General features: G+C 65.7%; 19 protein-coding genes. 7 read left to right on the top strand and 12 right to left on the bottom strand.

Features of this window, described 5'->3' with window-relative positions:
- Position 1 precedes the first annotated feature (1 nt).
- The gene (locus OCW50_RS00385) at positions 2-1,102 is read left to right on the top strand and encodes an ABC transporter ATP-binding protein (RefSeq protein ID WP_262296334.1); all 1,101 of its coding nucleotides are present in this window, start codon (positions 2-4) and stop codon (positions 1,100-1,102) included.
- Positions 1,103-1,107: 5 nt separating this feature from the next.
- Here the strand turns inward: OCW50_RS00385 and OCW50_RS00380 are convergent, their stop codons facing one another.
- Entirely contained in the window at positions 1,108-1,875 is a 768-nt protein-coding gene (locus OCW50_RS00380) for a potassium channel family protein (protein WP_262268110.1), read from the bottom strand.
- Between the two features lie 179 nt (positions 1,876-2,054).
- Here OCW50_RS00380 and OCW50_RS00375 point away from each other — a divergent pair, with 179 nt between their 5' ends.
- Complete coding sequence (locus OCW50_RS00375; RefSeq protein ID WP_262296049.1) at positions 2,055-2,714, top strand: HAD family hydrolase; 660 nt, start codon at positions 2,055-2,057, stop codon at positions 2,712-2,714.
- A 163-nt stretch (positions 2,715-2,877) separates the two neighbouring features.
- Here the strand turns inward: OCW50_RS00375 and OCW50_RS00370 are convergent, their stop codons facing one another.
- On the bottom strand, positions 2,878-3,282 hold the full coding sequence (locus tag OCW50_RS00370; protein ID WP_262268108.1) for a winged helix-turn-helix transcriptional regulator: 405 nt from the start codon (positions 3,280-3,282) through the stop codon (positions 2,878-2,880).
- Between the two features lie 103 nt (positions 3,283-3,385).
- Between OCW50_RS00370 and OCW50_RS00365 the strand changes: the two genes are divergently transcribed.
- Positions 3,386-3,988 carry an NADPH-dependent FMN reductase gene (locus OCW50_RS00365; RefSeq protein WP_262268107.1) on the top strand — a complete coding sequence of 201 codons (603 nt, stop codon included), beginning with the start codon at positions 3,386-3,388 and terminating at the stop codon, positions 3,986-3,988.
- A 75-nt stretch (positions 3,989-4,063) separates the two neighbouring features.
- Here OCW50_RS00365 and OCW50_RS00360 read toward each other — a convergent pair whose 3' ends face one another.
- The 5 genes from OCW50_RS00360 to OCW50_RS00340 form a co-directional block, all read right to left on the bottom strand.
- Entirely contained in the window at positions 4,064-5,227 is a 1,164-nt protein-coding gene (locus tag OCW50_RS00360) for an iron-containing alcohol dehydrogenase (RefSeq protein ID WP_262296048.1), read from the bottom strand.
- A gap of 11 nt (positions 5,228-5,238) precedes the next feature.
- Positions 5,239-6,630 (bottom strand): aldehyde dehydrogenase family protein, encoded by a 1,392-nt coding sequence (locus OCW50_RS00355; RefSeq protein ID WP_262296047.1) that lies wholly within the window; start codon positions 6,628-6,630, stop codon positions 5,239-5,241.
- 278 nt (positions 6,631-6,908) lie between these two features.
- Complete coding sequence (locus tag OCW50_RS00350; RefSeq protein ID WP_262268104.1) at positions 6,909-8,279, bottom strand: glutamine synthetase family protein; 1,371 nt, start codon at positions 8,277-8,279, stop codon at positions 6,909-6,911.
- Between the two features lie 59 nt (positions 8,280-8,338).
- Positions 8,339-9,874 carry an amino acid permease gene (locus tag OCW50_RS00345; RefSeq protein ID WP_262268103.1) on the bottom strand — a complete coding sequence of 512 codons (1,536 nt, stop codon included), beginning with the start codon at positions 9,872-9,874 and terminating at the stop codon, positions 8,339-8,341.
- A gap of 63 nt (positions 9,875-9,937) precedes the next feature.
- A complete protein-coding gene (locus tag OCW50_RS00340) occupies positions 9,938-10,726 on the bottom strand; it encodes an N-formylglutamate amidohydrolase (RefSeq protein ID WP_262268102.1) in 789 nt (262 codons plus the stop codon).
- A 123-nt stretch (positions 10,727-10,849) separates the two neighbouring features.
- Between OCW50_RS00340 and OCW50_RS00335 the strand changes: the two genes are divergently transcribed.
- The gene (locus OCW50_RS00335; RefSeq protein ID WP_262268101.1) at positions 10,850-11,737 is read left to right on the top strand and encodes a MurR/RpiR family transcriptional regulator; all 888 of its coding nucleotides are present in this window, start codon (positions 10,850-10,852) and stop codon (positions 11,735-11,737) included.
- Between the two features lie 3 nt (positions 11,738-11,740).
- Here OCW50_RS00335 and OCW50_RS00330 read toward each other — a convergent pair whose 3' ends face one another.
- On the bottom strand, positions 11,741-12,790 hold the full coding sequence (locus OCW50_RS00330; protein ID WP_262296046.1) for an AbrB family transcriptional regulator: 1,050 nt from the start codon (positions 12,788-12,790) through the stop codon (positions 11,741-11,743).
- A 157-nt stretch (positions 12,791-12,947) separates the two neighbouring features.
- On the opposite strand from OCW50_RS00330, the gene OCW50_RS00325 reads away from it, so the two are divergent.
- A complete protein-coding gene (locus OCW50_RS00325) occupies positions 12,948-13,412 on the top strand; it encodes an RbsD/FucU family protein (protein WP_262296045.1) in 465 nt (154 codons plus the stop codon).
- 64 nt (positions 13,413-13,476) lie between these two features.
- Here OCW50_RS00325 and OCW50_RS00320 read toward each other — a convergent pair whose 3' ends face one another.
- The 4 genes from OCW50_RS00320 to OCW50_RS00305 form a co-directional block, all read right to left on the bottom strand.
- Positions 13,477-14,679: a pyridoxal phosphate-dependent aminotransferase gene (locus OCW50_RS00320; protein WP_262296044.1), complete on the bottom strand. Its 1,203-nt coding sequence runs from the start codon at positions 14,677-14,679 to the stop codon at positions 13,477-13,479.
- A gap of 115 nt (positions 14,680-14,794) precedes the next feature.
- The gene (mscL, locus tag OCW50_RS00315) at positions 14,795-15,229 is read right to left on the bottom strand and encodes a large conductance mechanosensitive channel protein MscL (protein WP_262268097.1); all 435 of its coding nucleotides are present in this window, start codon (positions 15,227-15,229) and stop codon (positions 14,795-14,797) included.
- A 54-nt stretch (positions 15,230-15,283) separates the two neighbouring features.
- A complete protein-coding gene (locus OCW50_RS00310; RefSeq protein WP_262296043.1) occupies positions 15,284-15,811 on the bottom strand; it encodes a VOC family protein in 528 nt (175 codons plus the stop codon).
- 10 nt (positions 15,812-15,821) lie between these two features.
- Entirely contained in the window at positions 15,822-16,256 is a 435-nt protein-coding gene (locus OCW50_RS00305; RefSeq protein WP_262268095.1) for a DoxX family protein, read from the bottom strand.
- A 102-nt stretch (positions 16,257-16,358) separates the two neighbouring features.
- Between OCW50_RS00305 and OCW50_RS00300 the strand changes: the two genes are divergently transcribed.
- Together OCW50_RS00300 and OCW50_RS00295 are read left to right on the top strand one after the other, a co-directional pair.
- Positions 16,359-17,273 (top strand): LysR family transcriptional regulator, encoded by a 915-nt coding sequence (locus tag OCW50_RS00300; RefSeq protein WP_262296042.1) that lies wholly within the window; start codon positions 16,359-16,361, stop codon positions 17,271-17,273.
- Positions 17,274-17,344: 71 nt separating this feature from the next.
- The gene (locus OCW50_RS00295; protein ID WP_262296041.1) at positions 17,345-20,854 is read left to right on the top strand and encodes a PAS domain-containing hybrid sensor histidine kinase/response regulator; all 3,510 of its coding nucleotides are present in this window, start codon (positions 17,345-17,347) and stop codon (positions 20,852-20,854) included.
- Positions 20,855-20,940 lie beyond the last annotated feature (86 nt).

The raw sequence follows: 20,940 nt of genomic DNA, 5'->3' as shown, positions 1-20,940 counted from the left end.
CATGCCTTCTATCCATTCCCTGTCCCGCCCGGCAGCCTCCAAGAAGCAGGCGGCATCGGTGCAGTTCCGCAATGTGACGAAGCGCTACGGCAGCGTCACCGCCGTCGACGACGTCTCCTTCACCATCGAGCCGGGCCAGCTCGTGACCCTTCTCGGCCCGTCCGGCTGCGGCAAGACCACGACCCTGCGCATGATCGCGGGGCTCGAGATGGCGAGCGAAGGCCAGATTCTGATCGGCGGACGCGACGTGACGAACCTGTCCGCGGCCGACAGGGACGTGAGCATGGTGTTCCAGTCCTACGCGCTCTTTCCGCACATGTCGGTGCTGGAGAACGTCGCCTATGGGCCGTCCGTTCAGGGCGTGCCGAAGAGGGACGCGATCGAGATGGCCATGGAGAAGCTCGCGCTGATCGGCCTCAAGGGACTCGAGAAGCGCGCTCCGTCCGAACTCTCCGGCGGGCAGCAGCAGCGGGTCGCGGTCGCACGGGCGCTCGTTCTCGAGCCGCAGGTTCTGCTCTTCGACGAGCCTCTGTCGAACCTCGACGCCAAGCTGCGCCGGCGCGTACGCGAGGATATCCGCGAGCTTCAGCAGAGCCTCAACCTCACCGTGGCCTACGTGACCCACGACCAGGAGGAGGCGCTTGCCGTCTCCGACCACATCATCGTCATGTCGAACGCCCGGATCGCCCAGACCGGAACGCCGCGCGAACTCTACGAGGAGCCGGCAAACCTGTTCGTCGCCGATTTCATCGGCGATGCCAACATCATCCCGGGTGAGATCGTGGGCGTCACCGGATCGACCGCACAGGTGAATGTCGGCAATGTCCCTCTTCAGCTCCCGCATCGGAATGCCGGGCCGGGGCCGGTCAAACTCGCGGTCCGACCCGATGCGATCCTGCTCGACGAAGGGGCAACCGGCGCCCTGTCCGGCACGGTTCGCAAGGCATCCTATCTCGGCACGCAGGTGGAATACGAAGTGGAGAGCCCGATCGGGAACCTGTTCGTGGTCCAGTATGGGCGCAAGGAGCCGATCATGACGGGCACGCCGGTGTCGATCGCCTTCACGCCACAGCGCGGTCTCGCCATCATCCCGAACTCTTGAGGATTTCAGATCGCTCCTTCATCGGGAATGTCGAGGACTGTGCCGCAGGCCTTGCAATGCACCGCATCCCGGTCATGGCGCTGCAGGGCGCAGACCGGACAGGGAAACCGCACCTTGTCGGGTCTCAGCAGCACCTGCACCAACCGCAGGAAGAGCGTGACGCCGAAGATCATGATGATGACCGAAATCAGATGCCCCAGCGTTCCGGTCAACGTGATGTCGCCGAACCCGGTCGTGGTGAGCGCCGCGATCGTGAAATACAGCGCGTCGATGTAGTTGCCGATCTTCGCATTCGTCCAGCGCTGCGTCTCGTAGACGAAGCCCGTCATGACGAAGATGAAGACGCCGAGATTGACCGAGGCGATGATCAGGTCTTCGTTGCGCCGGAAGAAGACGCTGTCGGACCTCAGGCGGGCGAGCAGCTGATAGGTGCGCAGCAGGCGCAGGGTGCGCAGGATCCGCAGGAACCCGATTCCCTCTCCCACGACAGGCGCGAGAAAGGACACGATCGCGGCGATATCCGCCAGGGTCGCGGGATGAGCCAGGTCCCGCCAGGGCGTCCGGCTGATGGCCAGGCGGGCAGAGAAGTCAGCCAGAACGATCAACCCGATGATCACATCCATCCACTCGAAGGCGGGCGAGCGTGGCAGGAAGGACGTGACGACGATGAACAGGATCGTCGCCACGTCGAAGACCAGGAGAGCATACCGGAACTGATGCGCTTCCTGAGTATCACCCTCATAGAGAAGCCTCAGCCTGTCTCTTATCCCCATCGGCAGGTCTCGTCGGATGGGCGGAATGGAATGCGAACCATCGGTCGGGTCACGTTTTATGGGGTTTATCGACTCCCTGATTATCTATAGAGCAGGGTTGCAATTCCAACGGGGTGCCATCCGGGACGAAGCGGTCTATTCCCTCGCCCCGAGACCCGATTCTGTTGAGAGATGTCCCGATGCTGAAAGCTCTGATCTTCGATATGGATGGAACATTGGTGCACAGCGACCCCGTGCATCTGGAAGCCTTCGCCGAGGTTCTGAAGGCCGAGGGCGTCGACATCACCGAGGACGTCTACCGCTCCAAGATCATCGGGCGCACCAACGAGGCGATCTTCGCGTCCCTCCTGCCGCACCTGCCGGTGGAGCAGCACGAGACCTATGCCGACGAGAAGGAGGCCACCTTCCGTCGCATGGCATCGAACCTCAAGCCGCTGGACGGGCTTCTCGAACTCCTCGACTGGGCCGAGGAGCGCCAGATCCAGATCGCTCTCGTCACCAACGCGCCGCGGCTCAATGCGGATCACATGCTCGAAGCCTTGGGACTGGCGGGCCGGTTCAAGGTCGAGATCACCATCGAGGAGGTCGAGCGCGGCAAGCCCGATCCCCTGCCTTATCTGACGGCGCTGGAGCGCCTCGGCATCCGGGCCGAGGAGGCCGTCGCCTTCGAGGATTCCCCGTCAGGCATGCGGGCCGCCAAGGCCGCAGGCCTCTTCTCCTTCGGGGTCCTGACGGGCCTGACCGCTGGCGAGATGAGGGAGATCGGCGCCGATGGCGCCATCGTGACCTTCCACGACCGGGCCCTGTGGGAGATTCTGGAGCACAGGGTCGCGGCCTAAAGCATCGGACGTGAAAAGTGGACTTGCACTTTTGGGATCCATCCGATGCTTTCTTCTTGAATGAGAGCATCGGTCAGGACGGACCCAGCGGGCCGCGCCAGCGAAAACCGGGGCCACTTTTCGCTGACGCGGCCCTCTGGGTCCGTCCGATGCTCTAGATGCCTCAGGCGGCGTCGGGCCGCAGCTCGTTGGAATCAGACCCGGCATCGCCCTCATCGAAGCGTCGGCGCGCTGCCAGGATCTCGTCCCGGTTCTGGATCGCCCATTCGCCGAGGCCCCGCACAGTCCTGAGCAGGGAGCAGCCCAGCTCTGTGAGTTGGTAATCCACCCGGGGCGGAATGGTCGGGTAGACGGTGCGCGTCACGAGCCCGTCCCGCTCCAATCCGCGCAGGGTCAAGGTGAGCATGCGCTGGGAAATGCCCGTGACCAGGCGGCGCAACTCGTTGAATCTCTTGGGTCCTTCGCCCATCTGGACCACGACCTGCACGCTCCACTTGTCGCCGACGCGCGACAGGATTTCGGTCACGGTCCGGCAATTGGTGGGCACATGGATGTGACTGGGTGACATGAAAGTGCCTCCTTGCGCGGCGCTCAGGAAGTTACTTAATGAGCCTCGGTTACAAAACGGAACTTAAGAGCTCCGGCCCTCGAATGCAAACCAAGGACATCCCATGAAGCCCAAGCTTCACATTATCATCGCCAGCACGCGTCCGGGCCGGATCGGTCCGAGCATCGCCGAATGGTTCCGCGATTTCGCCGAAGAGCACGGCAGTTTCGATCCGGTTCTGGTCGATCTGGCCGATTTCAACCTGCCGATCTTCAACGAGCCTGAGCATCCCCGCCTGCGCAATTACCACCATGCACATACCAAGGCCTGGAGCGACAGCGTGGCCGAAGCGGACGCCTTTGTCTTCGTAACGCCCGAGTACAATTTCGGCCCTCCTCCCTCGCTGTTGAACGCCCTCAACTATCTCGTGGCGGAATGGCAATACACCCCGGCCGGCTTCGTGAGCTATGGCGGCATCTCGGGTGGTCTGCGCGCCGTCCAGATGACGAAGCAGATCCTGACCACCTTCAAGGTGATGCCGATCACGGAAGGCGTCCCGATGCCGATGGTGTTCCAGAACCTCGAGAACGGAAAGCTGAAGCCCGCCGAGATCTACAGGACCTCGGCTGCGGCCATGCTCGATGAGCTCCATGTCTGGACCAAGGCCCTGGAGGGTGTCCGCTCCAAGCACAAGGCTTCTCTGGAGCGCAAGGCCGAAGCCGCCTGATCGTCCTTGCCGATCCAGGAGGCACCGCTGTCGTCCACGGCGGTGCCTCCGTGCGTCCGTCAGCCGTCAAGGCGATCAGAGACGTCCGGTGAGCGCATCTTCGAAGAGCCTGCGGGCGCTCTCCCGGGTGATCGGCACCGGATTGCCGCCGGCGGTCGGATCGTTCGGCGCCATCTCGGACATCTCGTCGAACCGGGCCGCATCGACCTTCAGCCCCTCTAGGGTGTGCGGCACCCCGAGATCCCTGCGCAGCTGCAGGACCCAATCGAAGAAGGCCTGGAACGACGGCTCGAGGCCGATATAGGCGGCGAGGCGCTCGATCCGGGCCTCGATGGCCTTGCGGTTGTAGACCAGCACATAGGGCATGAAGACCGCGTTGGTCAGGCCGTGATGGGTGTCGTAGAGCGCGCCGGTCGGATGCGAGAGGGCGTGGATCGCGCCGAGCCCCTTCTGGAACGCGGTCGCCCCCATGGCGGCGGCGGACATCATCTGCGCGCGGGCCTCGATGTCCCGGCCGTCCTTGTAGGCGCGCGGCAGGTACTCCTTCACGAGGCGGATGCCCTCGACGGCAATGCCGTCGGCCATCGGGTGATAGCCCGGCGCGCAATAGGCCTCGAGGCAGTGAGCCAGCGCATCGAGGCCGGTGCCGGCCGTGATGTGCGGCGGCATTCCCACCGTCAGCTCCGGATCGCAGATCACGATCTTCGGCATCATGAGCGGATGGAAGATCACCTTCTTGGTATGCGTCGCTTCCTGGGTGATCACGCCGGCCCGGCCGACCTCCGAGCCGGTGCCGGCGGTCGTCGGCACGGCGATGATCGGCAGGATGCCCTTGGGATCGGCGCGGGTCCACCAATCGCCGATGTCTTCGAAGTCCCACATGGGCCGCGTCTGGCCCGCCATGAAGGCGATGACCTTGCCGGCATCGAGCGCCGAGCCTCCGCCGAAGGCGACGACCCCGTCGTGCTTGCCCGATCGCAGGACCTCGAGCCCCTTGTAGACATTGGTCTCGACCGGATTCGGCTTGATGTCCGAAAAGATCGCCGCCCTCAGGCCGGCGCCCGTGAGCTGGTCGAGCGTCGCCTTCGTCATGGGCTGGGTGGCGAGGAACGGGTCCGTGACGATGAGCGGGGCCGAGATTCCCGACGCCTTGCAGGCTTCGGCCAGTTCCGCGACGCGACCTGCGCCGAAGCGCACGGCGGTGGGGTAGTTCCAGTTGGAGCGGGGAGATGCGGTCATGACGGTTTCAATCAGATCTGACGGAGGTGATAGGATTTCGGGCGGGTGAGCGATTCATAGGCCAGCTTCGACAGGCTCGCACCACGGCCTGTGTCCTTGACGCCGGTCCACGCGAGAGCGGGATCGAGATAGTCGCAGCGGTTCATGAAGACGGTGCCGGTCTCGAGCCGCTCGCCGATCGTCTCGGCGGCATCGACATCGGATGTCCAGATCGCCGCGGAGAGGCCGTAGGGCGAGTCGTTCATGAGGCGGATCGCCTCCTCGTCGTCCTTCACCTTCATGATGCCGACCGTCGGGCCGAAGCTTTCGTCGCGCATCACGCTCATGGAGTGGTCGACGTTCGTCAGCACCTGCGGGGCCAGATAGGCCGTGTCGCCCACATCCGCCCCGAAGCGCCGGGTGTCGATATGCGCCCTCGCGCCCTTTGCGACGGCCTCAGCATTCTGGTGGCGCACGAGGTCGGCGAAGCGCTTGTGCGCCATCGGGCCCAGCGTCGTCGCCTCGTCGAGCGGGTTGCCGAGCACGTACCGGTTCACCAGATCGACCGCGCCTTCCACGAAGCGCTCGTAATGCCGCTCGTGCACATAGATGCGCTCGATGCCGCAGCAGCACTGGCCCGAGTTGAAGAAGGCGCCGTCGACCAGATTCTCGATGGCGTGATCGATGTTGGCATCCTCGCGCACATAGGCCGGATCCTTGCCGCCGAGCTCGAGGCCGAGCGACGTGAAGCTGCCCGCCGCCGCCCGCTCGATGGCGCGGCCACCCGAGACCGACCCGGTGAAGTTGCAGTGATCGACGAGACCTGCGCCCAGGATGCGGCTCGTCTGGTCGTGGCTCAGATACAGGTTCTGGAACAGACCGTTCGGCATTCCCGCCCGGTCCATGGCCGTCTGGAACCGTTCGCCCGCAAGAACCGTCTGGGAGGCGTGCTTGAGCAGCACCGCGTTGCCGGCCATCAGCGCCGGCACGATGGTGTTGATGGCGGTAAGATACGGATAGTTCCAGGGCGCGACGACCAGGACGAGCCCCACCGGCTCCCGTTTGATCATGCGGCGGAAACCCGGCTTCTCGTCATCGGCCGGAATGGGCTCGAGGCTCTTCTCCGCGATGCCGATCATGTGGCGCGCACGCTCCTCGACGCCACGGAACTCGCCCCCATACCGCACCGGGCGTCCCATCTGCTGGGCAAGCTCGGGCACTGCCTCCTGGTTCATGGCGAGCAGCGCGTCGAGAAAGGCGGAGACCTTTTGCGCGCGCTCGGCCATGGAGGTGTTGCGCCACCCCTTCTGCGCCTCGCGCGCCGAGGCAAGGGCAGCCTCGATCGCAGCCTCGGTCAGGATGGGGCGGCGGACGAGCTCGCGCCCGTCAATCGGGGAAATGCAGACGATATCGGTATCGGCCATGATCATATGCCTGAATGACCATGATCCCTGGGAATCATGGCCGTCTCCTGTGGGTTGAACCGGGATAGTCTTCTAGCGCATCGTGCGGAAAAGTGGACCCGGTTTTCCGCCCCGAACGATGCGCCGCTTAAGGAAGAGAGCATCGGATCCGATCCCAAAAGTGGGTCCACTTTTGGGTCCGATGCTCGAGAGCTGTTTCCGCGAACGTGGAATCATCTCTCTTCTTTGGCTTGCCGCATCTTTGACGGCGAACCGGATCCACTTCGCCGAAGAATGCCCTAGATGATCTCGAAGTAGCGGGCGAGTTGCCAGTCGGTGATGGCCTTGCGGGCCTCGCGCTCCTCCCATTCACGGGTGGCCGCATAATGGTCGACGAACGTGTCGCCGAAAAGCTCCCGCGCCGCCTTGGACCCCTTCAGACGCTCGGCGGCCTCGCCGAGGGACCGCGGCAGGGCCCGCTCCTTCGGATGCTCGACCGCATAGGCGTTGCCCTCGATGGGTTCTCCAGGATCGATCCGGTTTTCGATGCCCCAAAGGCCGGACCCGATGGCCGCCGCCAGGGCGATATACGGGTTGATGTCGGCGGCGGCGACTCGGTATTCCACCCGCTGCGATTTCTCCGATCCGGGGATGACCCGCAGCGCCGTGGTGCGGTTCTCGACCCCCCAGGCGGAGTCGGTCGGCGCCCAGAAGCCCGGGATGAGCCGCGTGTAGCTGTTCACCGTGCAGGCCACCATGGCCAGGATCTCCGGCATCAGCGCCTGCTGGCCGCCGACGAACCAGCGCATGGTCTCGGACATGTTATGCTGTCCGGACGGATCGTAGAACGCGCCCTTGCCGGACCGCAGATCGCGCAGGGACGTATGCAGGTGGCCGGATTGCCCGGGCCAGTCGCGCGACCACTTCGCCATGAAGGTCGCCATCCAGCCACGGCGCTGCGCCAGGATCTTGGTGTAGGTCTTGAACAGCGCCGCCTTGTCGGCTGCCTTCAAGGCATCGTCGACGCGGATCGCGGCCTCCAGAACGCCCGGCCCCGTCTCGGTATGGAGGCCCTCGATCTCGAAATCCATCCTGTTCGCAAGGTCGAGGAGCTCGTGGTAGAAATCCGCATGGACGCCTGAGCGAAGCACGGAATATCCGAAGAAGCCCGGCGTGATGTTCTTGAGGTTCCTGTAATCCTTCTCCCTTACGGAGTGCGGCGTTTCCTCGAACAGGAAGAACTCGAACTCGGCCGCGGCCGACACGGCAAAGCCCATCGCTTCCGCCCGCTTCAGGACCCGCCGCAGCACCCCGCGCGGGCAAGCCTGTTCCGCATAGCCGTCGAACTCGGCGAGGAAGAACGGCAGATCATTCTCGAAGGGGATCAGCCGCATCGTCTCCGGCAACACCCGGACTGGCGCGTCCGGATAGGCCGTGTGCCAGCCGGTCAGCCTGGTGTTGTCGTAGAGCTGATCGTTGGAATCCCAGCCCAGCACCACGTCGCAGAAGCCGAAACCCTTCTCGAGCGCGGATTCGAACTTGTCGCGGGCCATGTACTTGCCGCGCATGATGCCGTCGACGTCGGTCACCCCGACCTTCACGAAGCGAAGATCGCGGCTGCGCACATATTCCACCGCATCCGCGGCATTCTTGATCGTGGGAGCGTCCATACGAAGAACCTTGACCTGAAAGGGATGGGAGCGCGCACGACGCGCGCTCCCTTGTGGCGTCAGTGCGTCCTGTATTCGCTCTCACCCTTGGTGAGTGCGAACTCCTCCTCGGGCGAGAGGATGAGCTTGTGGCGCCCGATCAGGAGGAAATAGGCCATCATCACCACATAGTAGATGGCCACGCCGGTCACGCCGGCCCGGAACACCGGGTCGGTCAGCTGGAAGACGAGCGTCACCGCGGCGATGGCCATGCAGATCACCGCGCCCGCGATGCCGAACGGGCTCGTATAGGGCCGGTGCAGGTGCGGGAACTTCCTCTTGAGCACGATGTAGGACATGCCCTGCATGAAATAGGCCAGCATCGCTCCCGCCACCGCCATGTTGAGCAGCGTCCCGCCGATGACCGTGGCGCCGGCTTCGGCGCCGACCGAGAACCAGATGACCAGCATGACGAGAAGGCCGATCACCGCTCCCGCCACCAGGGCCACATGCGGGGTCTTGCGCTCTCCGTGCGTGACGGACAGGAAGCTCGGAAAGTAGCCTGCCCGCGACAGCGAGTAGATCTGCCGCCCGAAGGCGAAGATGATGGTGTGGAAGGAGGCGATGAGCCCGATCACCGCGATGGCCGCCAGGATCTTCGCGATATCCGTGCCGAACAGGGTCCGGAACCCGTCGAGCAGCGGCTCGCCGGACTTGCCGAGCCCCACCGCGCCCGGAGCGATGCCCGTGTTCAGGAACAGCACGAGGAACGCGGAGGCGATCAGGGTCAGGATCCCCGCGATGATGCCCTTGGGCATGTCCCGCTGCGGGTCATGCGATTCCTCCGCCGCGAGGGGGAGTTGCTCGATGGCGAGGAACAGCCACACGGCGAAAGGCAGCGAGGCCAGGATGCCGACAGCGCCGTTCGGCAGGAACGGGCCGTTGCCGCCGGGAAGCTCCGCACCATCGGGGCCGATGTTCAGCGCCCAGCGGGCGAAGTCGAACTGGCCGGAGAGCAGCACCGACACGTAGAAGAACGCGAGCACCGCGAGCGCCGCCAGGGTGACGGTCACGGTGACCTTGAACGACAGTTCCACCCCGATGATGTTGAGGCCGACGAACAGGGCGTAGCACAGCACCCAGTAGACCGGCTGGAAGGCCGGCGCGGTCTCGAAGATCGCCGACAGGTACGAGCCGATGAAGAACACGATCACGGCCGGCGTCAGGACGAACTCGATGTTCTCCGCGATGCCCGTGACATAGCCCGCCCAGGGGCCCATCGAAGTCCGCGCGAAGGAATAGGCGCCGCCGGTATGCGGAAGCGCCGGCGACATCTCGGCCAGCGAGAAGGTCAGGCCAAGATACATGACCGCGATGACGATGGTGGCGAAGAACATCGACCCGAAGCCGTTGGCGAGGCCGAGATTCCAGCCTGAATAATGGCCCGAGATCACCGCCCCGACGCCGAGCGCCCAAAGCGACCAGACGCGGGCGTGGCGCTTGAGGCGCCGTGCCTCGAAATAGCTCTCATCCACCGTCGTGTAGGTAATGCCCGCGGCACCCTGCACGCCGGCCGGTGGGGCGTGAACCCCGGTGCTTCCTTGTCCGACTGACATCGAGTTGATCCTCCAAGAAGTTCTGCCTTTCGGGTCACGGCACATTTCGCGCCATGCCCGTCATCAGAGCGTCCGTGCCCCCTCCCTCAAAAGCGGCGCCAGACGGCGAGCCCACGACGCCTGTCCGTCTTGTGTGCGGATCAGGTCGTTGCGGATTTCGATCATCAGCGGATGGAGGCCTCGCCTCACGGCGTGTCGCTCCAGGGTGTGGAACACCCGGTCCGCTGGAGAATAGGGTTCGTTCATGCCGACGATGAGCGACCGGTCCTGCCTCAATCCTGCTTCGACGCTGCGCGCATAACGCTCGTCGCGATCGAAGATCAGGCCGATCTGCCAGGGGCGCGGCACGTCCCGATAGACCGGCGTGAACGAGTGGATGGACACGATGGCGGCCAGTTGTCCTGCGGCCGTGCGGGCCTTCACGGCGGCGTCGACCACGCCGTGGAAGGCGTCGTACACCTCCCGCACCCGGACCGCCCGCTCCGCCTCGTCGAGATCGAGATTGCCAGGGATCGTGGTGCGTTCGCTGAGCGTCCAGATCGAATCCGGCGCGGAGGGATCGCGGTTGAGATCGAGCACGAGGCGCGAGACGCCTGCGTGGATCAGCGGCGCGTCGAGGAGCCGCGAAAGCTCCATCGCCACCCCGAGCGCGCCCGGATCCCAGGCGATGTGGCTTTCGAGATCGGAGGGCTGGAGGCCCAGCGTCCCGTAGCGGGCCGGAAGGTGATTGGAGGCATGTTCGCAGATGAGCAGAATGGGCGACCGCCCGTTCGGGTTTTCGATGAAGGCAACCGGTTGTTCTGCCGTAACGGCAGGAGACAGACCGTCCGTCTTCCGACTCGCCTGCGTCATGCGGTTCTCCGTCGGCCCGCCGGAAGCAGGCCAGTCCCCGTTTGAACGCTTGGTACGTTTCTTATATTTTTCTCACGTGATGAAATTTCTGATACAGCTTTTCAGAGCCGTCAAGGAGGGGGTGTGAATCAATCCGACATGCGTGACGAGCACCGTCCTCCCCTGACTGCCCCGCCGAGCCTCGCCGAGCGCATCCGTCTCGACATGGATTCCTTCACGCCCAGCGAGAAGCGCGCCGCGCATCTTCTGTTGAGCCATTATCCGTTCGCGGGCCTCGACACGGTGGCCGAATTCGCCTCCAGGGCCGGGATTTCGGCTCCGTCGGTCCTGCGCTTCGTCACCCGCCTCGGATTCGGCGGCTTTCCGGAGTTCCAGAAGCACCTGCGCGAGGAGTTGGAAGCCCAGCTCCTCTCCCCGCTGGCCAAGGCCGGTCCCTCCGACAAGAGCCAGAATGCGCCGGCGCTCGCCGCCTTTGCGGAGGCGGTGATCGGGAACCTGCAGGCCACGGTGGAGAACATCGCCCCGGCCGAGTTCGAGGCCGTGGTGGCGCTGCTGTCGGATCCGCGCCGTCACATTCATTTTACGGGCGGGCGCTTCACCGGCGCCCTGGCCCGCTATGCGGAAAGCCACTTCCGCATCGTGCGCAGCCACGTGGATTTCATCGAGGGGCAGCCGGTGCTCTGGCGCGACCGGATGATCGAGATCGGGCGCAAGGACGTGGTCGTCGCCTTCGACATCCGGCGCTACCAGGAGGACGTCACGGCCCTGTGCGAGACGGCCGCCAGGCAGGGCGCGACCGTGGTTCTTCTCACCGATCCCTGGCTCTCGCCCATCGCCCGTGTCGCCCGGCACGTGCTGCCGGCCCATATCGTGGCGCCCTCCAACTGGGACTCGTCCGCAGGCCTCCTGCTCCTGACCGAAGCTCTCGTGGCCGCCGTCACGAAACGGCTGTGGGACAGCGCCAAGCCGCGCATGGAGGCGGTGGAGCGGCTGCGGGGCGAACAGCGGTAACGTCTATTCCGCCGCTTCCGGCCGGGCTCTCTGCAGCCAGCCGATGAAGAACGGAAGGACCAGGCCGATTCCCAGGAAGCGGACCAGGTGGTGGATGCCCACATAGAGCGGGTCCAGGCCGAGGATCAGGGCCAGCACGGTCATGGCCTCGAGACCGCCCGGCGCGAAGGCGACGAGTCCGTTGGCGAAGCTGACCCCGGCGAGCCAGGCGGCGGCTCCGGCGAAGAGGGCCGCCACCACCATGCCGACCGTGAAGGAGCCGAGCGCGGACACGAGCGCCCGTCTCAGGGTCGAGCGCTGGAGGTTGCGGAACCGTTCGGCGATGAACAGCCCGATCAGCACGAGGCCACCCGTGGCGATCACCGGAGGGATGACGCCGGTCACCCACTCCGCTCCGTGGCTGACCGAGCTGACGACGGTGGCGCCGAGCAGGATCGGAGCGGCCACCTTCAGCCGGGCGAACGCCGTTCCCAGCGCGAGGCCGCCGAGGAGGATGAAGGCCATGCCGCCGGGGCTCTCGATGGGAAGCCCCTCGCCGACCAGCATGCCGGCATTGCCTCCGCCTCCCGTCACCACCACGAGGCTCGGCAGCAGGGCGATCAGCACGAAGAGGCGGAAGTTCTGCACGATGGCGATGGACGCCACCTCGGCCTTACGGTCGGCCGCCACGGCGAGGACCGTCGAGAGGGCGCCTGGGACGGATGCCAGAACCGCATCGGCCTTGCGCCAGCCCGAGATGCGCACGAGCCAGGCGCTCGAGGCGGCCGAGATCGCCACGACGCCGATGACCAGCAGGATGAGGCTGCCCGGATAGCGCCCCATGGCGGCGATGGCGGCCGGCGTCACGGCGGCCCCCATGGCGGCCCCCGAGGTCAGCATGGCGGCATCGGACAACGCCTTCGGCAGCGGCACGGCCCAGCCGGTCAACCCCCACAGGGTGGCGGCGATCGCCGAGCCGGACAGCCACGCGGCCGGGACGCCGAGCCAGTAGAAGACGAGCCCGCCGAGAGCGGCGACGAGAATCTGCGCGAGATGGGCAAGGACAAGACGCATCACGGTTTGGCTCAATGGACGGCCCGGCCCCTTACGTCAAATGCCGATGGTGCGCAGTGGCCATGCGGTCACGGTCTGGCCATGGAACGATGCAAGCGTTGCGGAGATCCCGAAAGCCTGATGAGATTGCACCGCCAGTCACGACACGGAGGAAACGGTGCTTCACGGACTCGACCCGGCGCTCAATGCCGACCTGCTGTATGTGCTCCGGTCTATGGGCCACGGGGACGATCTCGTGATCTGTGACGCCAATTTCCCCGCCGATTCCATTGCGCGCCAGACGGCCTATGGCCGCGTGATCCGGATGGACAATATCGGCTCGCCCCGGGCCATCCGGGCCGTCCTGTCGCTGATGCCGCTCGACAGCTTCGTCGACACTCCCGCAGAACGCATGGAAGTCGTCGGCAACCCCGACGACCTTCCGGCGATCCAGCAGGAAGCCCAGGCCGAAATCGACGCGGTGGCCCGCCGCGATGCCGGGCGTGACACCTGGCCGATGGGATCGGTCGAGCGCTTCGCGTTCTACGAGCGCGCCAAGCGGGCCTTTGCGATCGTGGCGACCGGCGAGCGCCGCTTCTACGGCTGCTTCATCCTGAAGAAAGGGGTAATCCCGCCGCCCTAGCGCATCGTGCGGACCCTTCGGGTCCGCCCCCAAACGATGCGCTGCTCTAGGCGAGATTGCCGCTTCAGGCGACGAGCCTCGGCAGGGCTTCGCTGATCCGGCGGACCGCCTCTTCCACGTCCTCGGGCTTGCGCAGGTAGCACAGACGCAGGTAGCCCTCCCCGGCCTCCCCGAAGGCGGAGCCCGGGGCGAGGCCCACATTGGCCTCGTCGATGAGACGGAACGCGATATCCTTCGAGCTCGTGGCGCCCTTGATCTTCAGGAAGGCATAGAAGGCGCCGCTCGGCGGGGCCAGCTCCACGAGGCCGGTCTCGGCCAGCCGACCGACGATGTCCCGGCCGCGGCGGGCCTTGGCGATCTGATCGTCCAGGAAGCTCTCACCCTGCTCGATGGCCGCGACGCCGGCGCGCTGGATGAAGACCGGCGTTCCCGAAGTCTGGTACTGGACCAGGTTCTCGATCACCTGCCCCATGGCGGACGTGGCTTCGAGCCAGCCGAGACGCCATCCGGTCATGGCCCAGTTCTTGGAGAAGGTCTGGATGAAGAGGATCTTGTCGTCCACCGCCATGACGTCGCGGAAGGAAGGCGCCCGTCCGTCGATCGCCAGCGCCGGATCGTGAATGAAGCGCCCGTAGATCTCGTCCGCCACGATCCAGAGGCCATGCCTCCTGGCGAGATCGAGCGCGGCGCGAAGATCCGCATGGCTTGCGACCCAACCGGTCGGGTTCGACGGCGAGTTGATGACGATGGCGCGGGTCCGTGAGGTGATGGCCTTTTCGAGACGCTCGAAATCGAGGTGCCAGCCTCGTGCATCGATGGTCATCGGCACGGCCACGGGACGGGCGCCGGCCACGGTGATCGCACCGGTGAAATTCGGCCAGGCCGGGGTCGGGACCAGCACCTCGTCGCCATGGCCCGCCAGCATGCGGAAGGCGAGTTGCATCGCCGGCATGCCGCCCGACGTCACGAAGAATCGCTCCGGATCGAAGGGTTTGGCGTAGACACGCTCGTGGTAGGCGGCGATGGCCTGGCGCAGTTCCGGAATGCCGCGCTGGTAGGTGTAGAAGGTCTCGCCTCCGGCAAGCGACCGGGCAGCCGCATCGCAGATGAAGGACGGGGTCGGCAGGTCACCCTCGCCCACCCAGAGCGGGATGATGCCGGGCTTCAGGCGACCGTAGCTGAACACGTCCACGATTCCGCTTGTCGGCGCCTGCTCCGCCTCGGGGCGCAGGTTGAGAACGGACGGAATCGACACGGACGCATTCATGGGACATTTCCTCGAAGACGGGCGATCAGGCATGGCCCGTTCGCCCGCTCAAGGCAAGCCTGGAATAGGTCTCATCACGAAAGACGAAGGGTCCGATCGAAACCTGTGATCGATCTCAGGTCGTCCGTCCGGTCTTCAGGAGGTCGCGGATCTCGGTCAGCAGCTTCACGTCGGCGGGGATTTCCGGGGGCTTATCGGCCGTGCCGGTCTTCGCATCCTCCGTGCGGCGGAGCCGGTTCATGCCCTTGACCAGGAGGAAGAGGATCCAGGCGATGATGGCGAAGTTGATGGCGACCGTGATGAAGTTGCCCCAGCCGAGCACTGCGCCCTGCTTCTTGGCCTCGTCGAGCGACCCCGCCGTGACGTTGCCCGACAGGGCCGTGAAGTAGTTCGAGAAATCGAGGCCGCCGGTGATCGCCCCGATGATCGGCATGAAGATGTCGCCGACGAGGGAGTCCACGATCCTGCCGAACGCGGCACCGATGATGATGCCGATGGCGAGATCGACCACGTTGCCGCGCAGGGCGAACTGCTTGAATTCATTCCACATGACCGGACCTCTCTGCTTGCCCCCTGGCTAAAGCTGCCCGATCTGGGAATTTCGTCAAGCTTCCCGGGCGGCCAGGAGATCCTGCAGGTCGAGGCGCTGGGTGACCATGGCGAGCTCGCCCTCGGCGGTTCTCGGCCATTGCTCCGGCGGCCGGTCGACATAGAGCTCGATGCCGTTGCCGTCGGGATCGCTCAGGTAGAGCGCCTCGCTCACCCCGTGATCGCTCGCACCCTGGAGGGCAATGCCGGCCTCGGCGAGCCGGTAGAGCGCGTCGGCGAGAGCGGCCCGCGTCGGGTAGAGGATCGCCACATGGTAGAGACCGGTGGTGCCGGGAGGCGGCGGGGACCCGCCCTTGCTCTCCCAGGTATTGAGACCGATGTGGTGATGATAGCCCCCGGCCGACACGAAAGCCGCCTGGGTGCCGTAGCGCTGGATCAGTTCGAAGCCGAGCACGCCGCAATAGAAGGCGAGCGCCCGGTCGAGATCGGCCACCTTCAGGTGGACATGGCCGATCCGGACGCCCGGATCGATGGGGCGGGCCACCGGTTTCCCGGCGGCATCGTAGGGAATGGGCTTGATCATGGCGCGAGCCTCAGGCCGAACGGGTGGACAACACGGGCGCAGTCTTCGCCGAACCGGCCCTGACGGCAAGCGCGCCGTCTCCCAGGAGGGCCTGGGCCACGAGAGCGACGATCCAGAACGCCAGGTACTCCCAGCCGCCCTTCGGGTTGTTGAAGAAGAACCCGGCCGGGCCGTGCACGAACGCAATCGCGCCGAGAAGGACCGGGATCAGAGCCAGAGCGACCCAGCGGGTAAAGAACCCGAGGATGAGAGCGATGCCGCCGGCCGTCTCGGCCGCGATGGTCAGGTAGGCCAGGGCCGGAGGAAGTCCGAGGCTGCCGAAGAACTGGGCTGCGCCGGCGGGCGTGAACACGAAAACCTTGAGGCCGGCATGGGCCAGGAACAGGACGCCGAGCGTGATCCGCAGGATCAGGGCGGCGTAGGGAGCGGTACGGGTATCGATCATCGGAGATCTCCTGAAACGGGTTATTTCCTATGATCTCAAACCAGCGATATGATAATCCGAGAATTGGAATTTCACCTCACACCCGTAGAGTGAGATCAAGCCATGCTCGACCGTGTCACCGGCATGCAGGTCTTCGTTCGCGTCGCGACGCTCGGCAGCTTCTCGGCGGCCGCGCGGGCGCTCCACCTGTCCCAGACCATGGTGACGAAGCACGTGGTCGCCCTGGAGGACCGCCTCGGCGTGAAGCTCCTGCACCGGTCCACGCGCAAGCTGGCACTGACCGAAGCGGGACGGAGCTATCTCGCCGCCTGCGAGCGCATTCTGGCCGAGATCGAGGAGGCGGACGCCTCGGCCAGCCTCGATCGCGTCGAGCCCAGGGGGATGCTGCGGCTCAACGTCCCCCTCACCTTCGGTTTCCGCCAAGTCGTCCCGGCTCTTGCCGAGTTCAGCCGGCTCTACCCTGCCGTCTCGTTCGACCTGGGACTGGCCGACCGCTATGTCGATCTCGTGGAGGAAGGATGGGACCTGGCGGTCCGGATCGGCCGGCTGAAGGATTCGAGCCTCGTCGTCCGTCGGCTCGCCGCCTGCCGGACCGTCGTCTGCGCCTCCCCGGCCTACTTGGCGGCGCATGGAACCCCGCGGACCCTGGAGGATCTCGCCCGGCACAATTGCCTCGGCTACACCCTGCCGAGCGCCATCGGGGCGAGCCGGTGGACCTTCGGCATCGACGGTGCCGTCGTCATGCCCATTCAGGGCAACCTGCGGGCCAATAACGGCGATGCGCTTCTGGCCGCCGCCGTCGCCGGACAGGGGCTGATCTATCAACCCACCTTCATCGTGGGCGACAGCCTGCGGGCAGGCGATCTCGTCCCGGTCCTGCGCGACTACCCGACCTACGAACCCGCCATCCATGCCGTCCTGCCCTCCGGCCGGCAGGCTCCGGCCAAGGTCCGCGCCTTCGTGGCGTTCCTGGCCGAGCGTTTCGGGCCCGAGCCGGAATGGGACCGGGACCTGTGACGGTCCCGCCATGGCTTTCACGCGCCTGAACGGCTAAACCTGTCGAATGTGTGCTTTTGAGGGTTGAGCCTATGGTTGCCACCTGGGCCGTCGTGCTGTCGGCGCTGGTCTATCTCTGCTTCCTGTTCACGGTGGCCCATTGGGGCGATTATGGCGGGCGGCGATTCATTCAGGGCCCGGCCCGCTCGACCATCGCGTCCCTCGCCCTTGCCGTCTATTGCACGTCCTGGACCTTCTTCGGATCGGTCGGGCTCGCCAGCCATTCCGGCTTCGACTTCCTGGCCATCTATATCGGGCCGATCCTCGTCATCGGACTGGGCTATCCCCTCGTGGCCCGGATCGTCAGGGTGGCGAAGACGCAGAACATCTCCTCCATCGCCGACTTCGTCGCGGCCCGCTACGGCAAGAGCGAACCGGTGGCCGCCCTCGTCAGCCTGATCGCGCTCGTCGGCTCCGTGCCCTATATCGCATTGCAGCTGAAGGCGGTCTCGTCATCCCTCGACGTTTTTCTGGAAGCGGCCAACGAGACGTTCCCGTCGCAGCTTCCCTTCATCGGCGATCTCGCCTTCGTGGTGGCGCTCGTGCTCGCGGGCTTCGCCGTCGCGTTCGGCACCCGGCACACGGACGCGACGGAGCACCAGAACGGGCTCCTTCTGGCGATCTCCCTGGAATCCCTGGTCAAGCTCATCGCCTTCCTGGTCGTCGGCGGATACATCACCTTCGTGATGTTCGACGGCTACGACGCCATCGTGCAGCGCCTCCATGCGCAGGGGACCACGGCGGATCTGATGAGCCGGACCTCCGGCTTCGGCAGCTACATCACCCTCATCCTGCTCTCCACCTGCGCGGCGCTCCTCCTGCCGCGCCAGTTCCACGTGACGGTGGTCGAGAACCACGACATCGCGGATCTGAAGCGGACCGCGTGGCTGTTCCCGCTCTATCTGGTCCTCATCAACCTCTTCGTGATCCCGATCGCGCTCGCCGGGCTCGCGGCGTTTCCGGAGGGTGCGGTCGATCGGGACATGACCCTGCTGGCATTGCCCCTCGCCGACGGGGCGGGCGCCGTCGCGGTCATCGCCTTCCTGGGCGGCTTCTCGGCCGCCACAGCCATGGTGATCGTCGATTCCGTCGCGGTTGCGGTGATGATCTCGAACCACCTCGTGATGCCCATCGTCCTGCGGCGGCGCGCCTTTGCGGGCATCGATCCCGGCAACTTCGTCATCGGCGTGCGGCGCATTTCGATCGTTATCGTCATTCTGCTGGGCTATGCCTATTACCGCGCCTCCGGTGAAGCGGCGCTTGCCGCCATCGGGCTTCTCTCCTTCGCGGCCATCGCGCAGGTCGCGCCTGCCTTCCTCGGCGGGCTCATCTGGTCGCGCGGCACGGCGTTCGGAGCCAGCATCGGGCTCGTGGTCGGCTTCCTCACCTGGGCCTACACGCTTCTCCTGCCGAGCCTCGTCTGGGACGGGGTGTTCTGGTCCGACGTGGTCGTCACCGGTCCCTTCGGGATTACGGCCCTCAAGCCCACCGCCCTGTTCGGCGTCGACCTGCCTCAGCTGACCCATGGCGTGGTCTGGAGCCTGACGCTCAACATCCTGTGCTATGTCGGCTTCTCCCTGTGGCGGCCGGTGACCGCCATGGAGCAGATCCAGGCGGATCTGTTCATGGGCGAGGCTGCCGCCTCGGCTGCGCCGAGCTTCCGCCTGTTCCGCGCCAGCGTCACGATCGGCGAACTGCGCGCCACCGTGGCCCGCTATCTCGGCGAGGAGCGGACGAACCGCTCCTTCGAAGGATTCACCCATAGCCGCGGACAGAACCTCGACCCGCGGGCCGAAGCCGATGTTCATCTCCTGCGCTATGCGGAACATCTCCTGGCATCGGCTATCGGCACGGCGTCCTCGCGCCTCGCGCTGTCGCTGCTCCTGCGCCGCCGGACCGTTTCCACGGAGGCCGCCCTCAAGCTGCTCGACGATGCCTCCGCGGCCATCCAGCACAGCCGCGACCTGCTCCAGCATGCGCTCAACTACGCCAAGCAGGGCATCACCGTCCTCGACAGCGAACTGCGCCTGCTCGCGTGGAACCAGGCCTTCATCGATCTCTACGACATGCCGCCCAACTTCGTGCATGTGGGAATCAGCATGGAGCGCATCGTGCACTACAATGCCTCGCGCGGCTCCTACGGACCGGGCCGAATCGACGAACTCGTCGAGGCCCGCCTGCACTCCTTCCGGCACGATGTGGAGCCCGTTCGGCTCAAGCTTTTTCCCTCCGGCAAGGTGATCGAGATCCGGTCGAACCTGCTTCCCGACGGCGGCCACGTGACCACCTACACGGACGTGACCGAAACGGTTCTCGCCGAAGAGGCGAGCCGCCGGGCGAACGAGACCCTGGAACAGCGCGTGCGCGAGCGAACCGAGGAACTGACGCGCCTCAACGAGGCCCTGCGCGGCGCCAAGGCCGAGGCCGACGAGGCGAACATCTCGAAGACGCGCTTTCTCGCCGCCGCCTCGCACGACATCCTGCAGCCCCTCAATGCGGCGCGCCTCTACGCCGTCTCCCTCGTGGAGCGCGATCGCGAGGCGGGCGACGCGACGCTGGCCGAAAACATCGACGCCTCCCTCGACGCGGTCGAGGAGATCCTGACCGCCATCCTCGACATCTCGCGCCTCGACACCGGCGCCATGAAGCCGCAATGGTCGAGCTTCCGCATCGACGAGCTGTTCCGCCAATTGCAGCGCGAGTTCGAGCCCGTGGCCCGCAACAAGGGCCTGAAGCTCACCTTCGTGCCCTCGTCCCTGACGGTGCGCTCCGACCGGCGCCTGATGCGGCGCCTGCTGCAGAACCTGATCTCCAACGCCATCAAGTACACGCCGTCGGGCCGCGTGATCGTCGGCGGACGCCGGCGCGGCGGCCATCTCGTGCTGGAGGTCTGGGATACGGGCTTGGGCATTCCGCCCTCGAAGCAGCGCATCGTCTTCCGCGAGTTCCAGCGCCTCGATCAGGGCATGAAGGCCGCGCGGGGCCTGGGCCTCGGCCTGTCCATCGTCGAGCGGATCGGGCGCGTGCTGAAGCATCCGGTCACGTTGAATTCGGAAGTCGGCCGCGGCTCCGTGTTCCGGGTCGAGGTGCCGGTCGTGGCGGCTCTGCCGGCGACGGCCGCAGCGCCCGAGCCGCCGAAGCCGGCCGCCACCGTGCTGTCGGGTCTGCGGGTGCTGGTGATCGACAACGAGCCGGCGATCCTCGAAGGCATGCGCCTTCTCCTTTCGGGCTGGGGCTGCGATACCTGGACGGCATCCGATCTCGACACCGCCCATCAGGCCCTCAGAACGCACAAGGCTCTTCCCGAGGTGATCATCGCCGATTACCACCTCGACGACACGGACGGGCTCGAGCTGATCAAGGCCCTGCGATGGAAGACTCAGGTCGACACGCCGGCCGTGCTCGTGACCGCCGACCGCACGCCGGCCGTTCGCGATGCCGCAGCGGCCATGAACATCCACGTGCTCAACAAGCCCCTGAAGCCGGCGGCCCTGCGGGCGCTGCTGACCCAGTGGCGGGCGACGAAAGTGGCGGCCGAGTAGGAACCGGCGCGCCGTCACCGCCGGCTCTGTGCCGGTGATCCCGATACCGAGAAGCGCTGGGCTTCAGACAATCGGATCGCCGGGAC

Source organism: Microvirga sesbaniae (genome assembly GCF_025460805.1).
Classification (GTDB): domain Bacteria; phylum Pseudomonadota; class Alphaproteobacteria; order Rhizobiales; family Beijerinckiaceae; genus Microvirga; species Microvirga sesbaniae.
The sequence above is the reverse complement of the archived record's forward strand: the minus strand, read 5'-3'. Positions and strand labels throughout refer to the sequence as shown.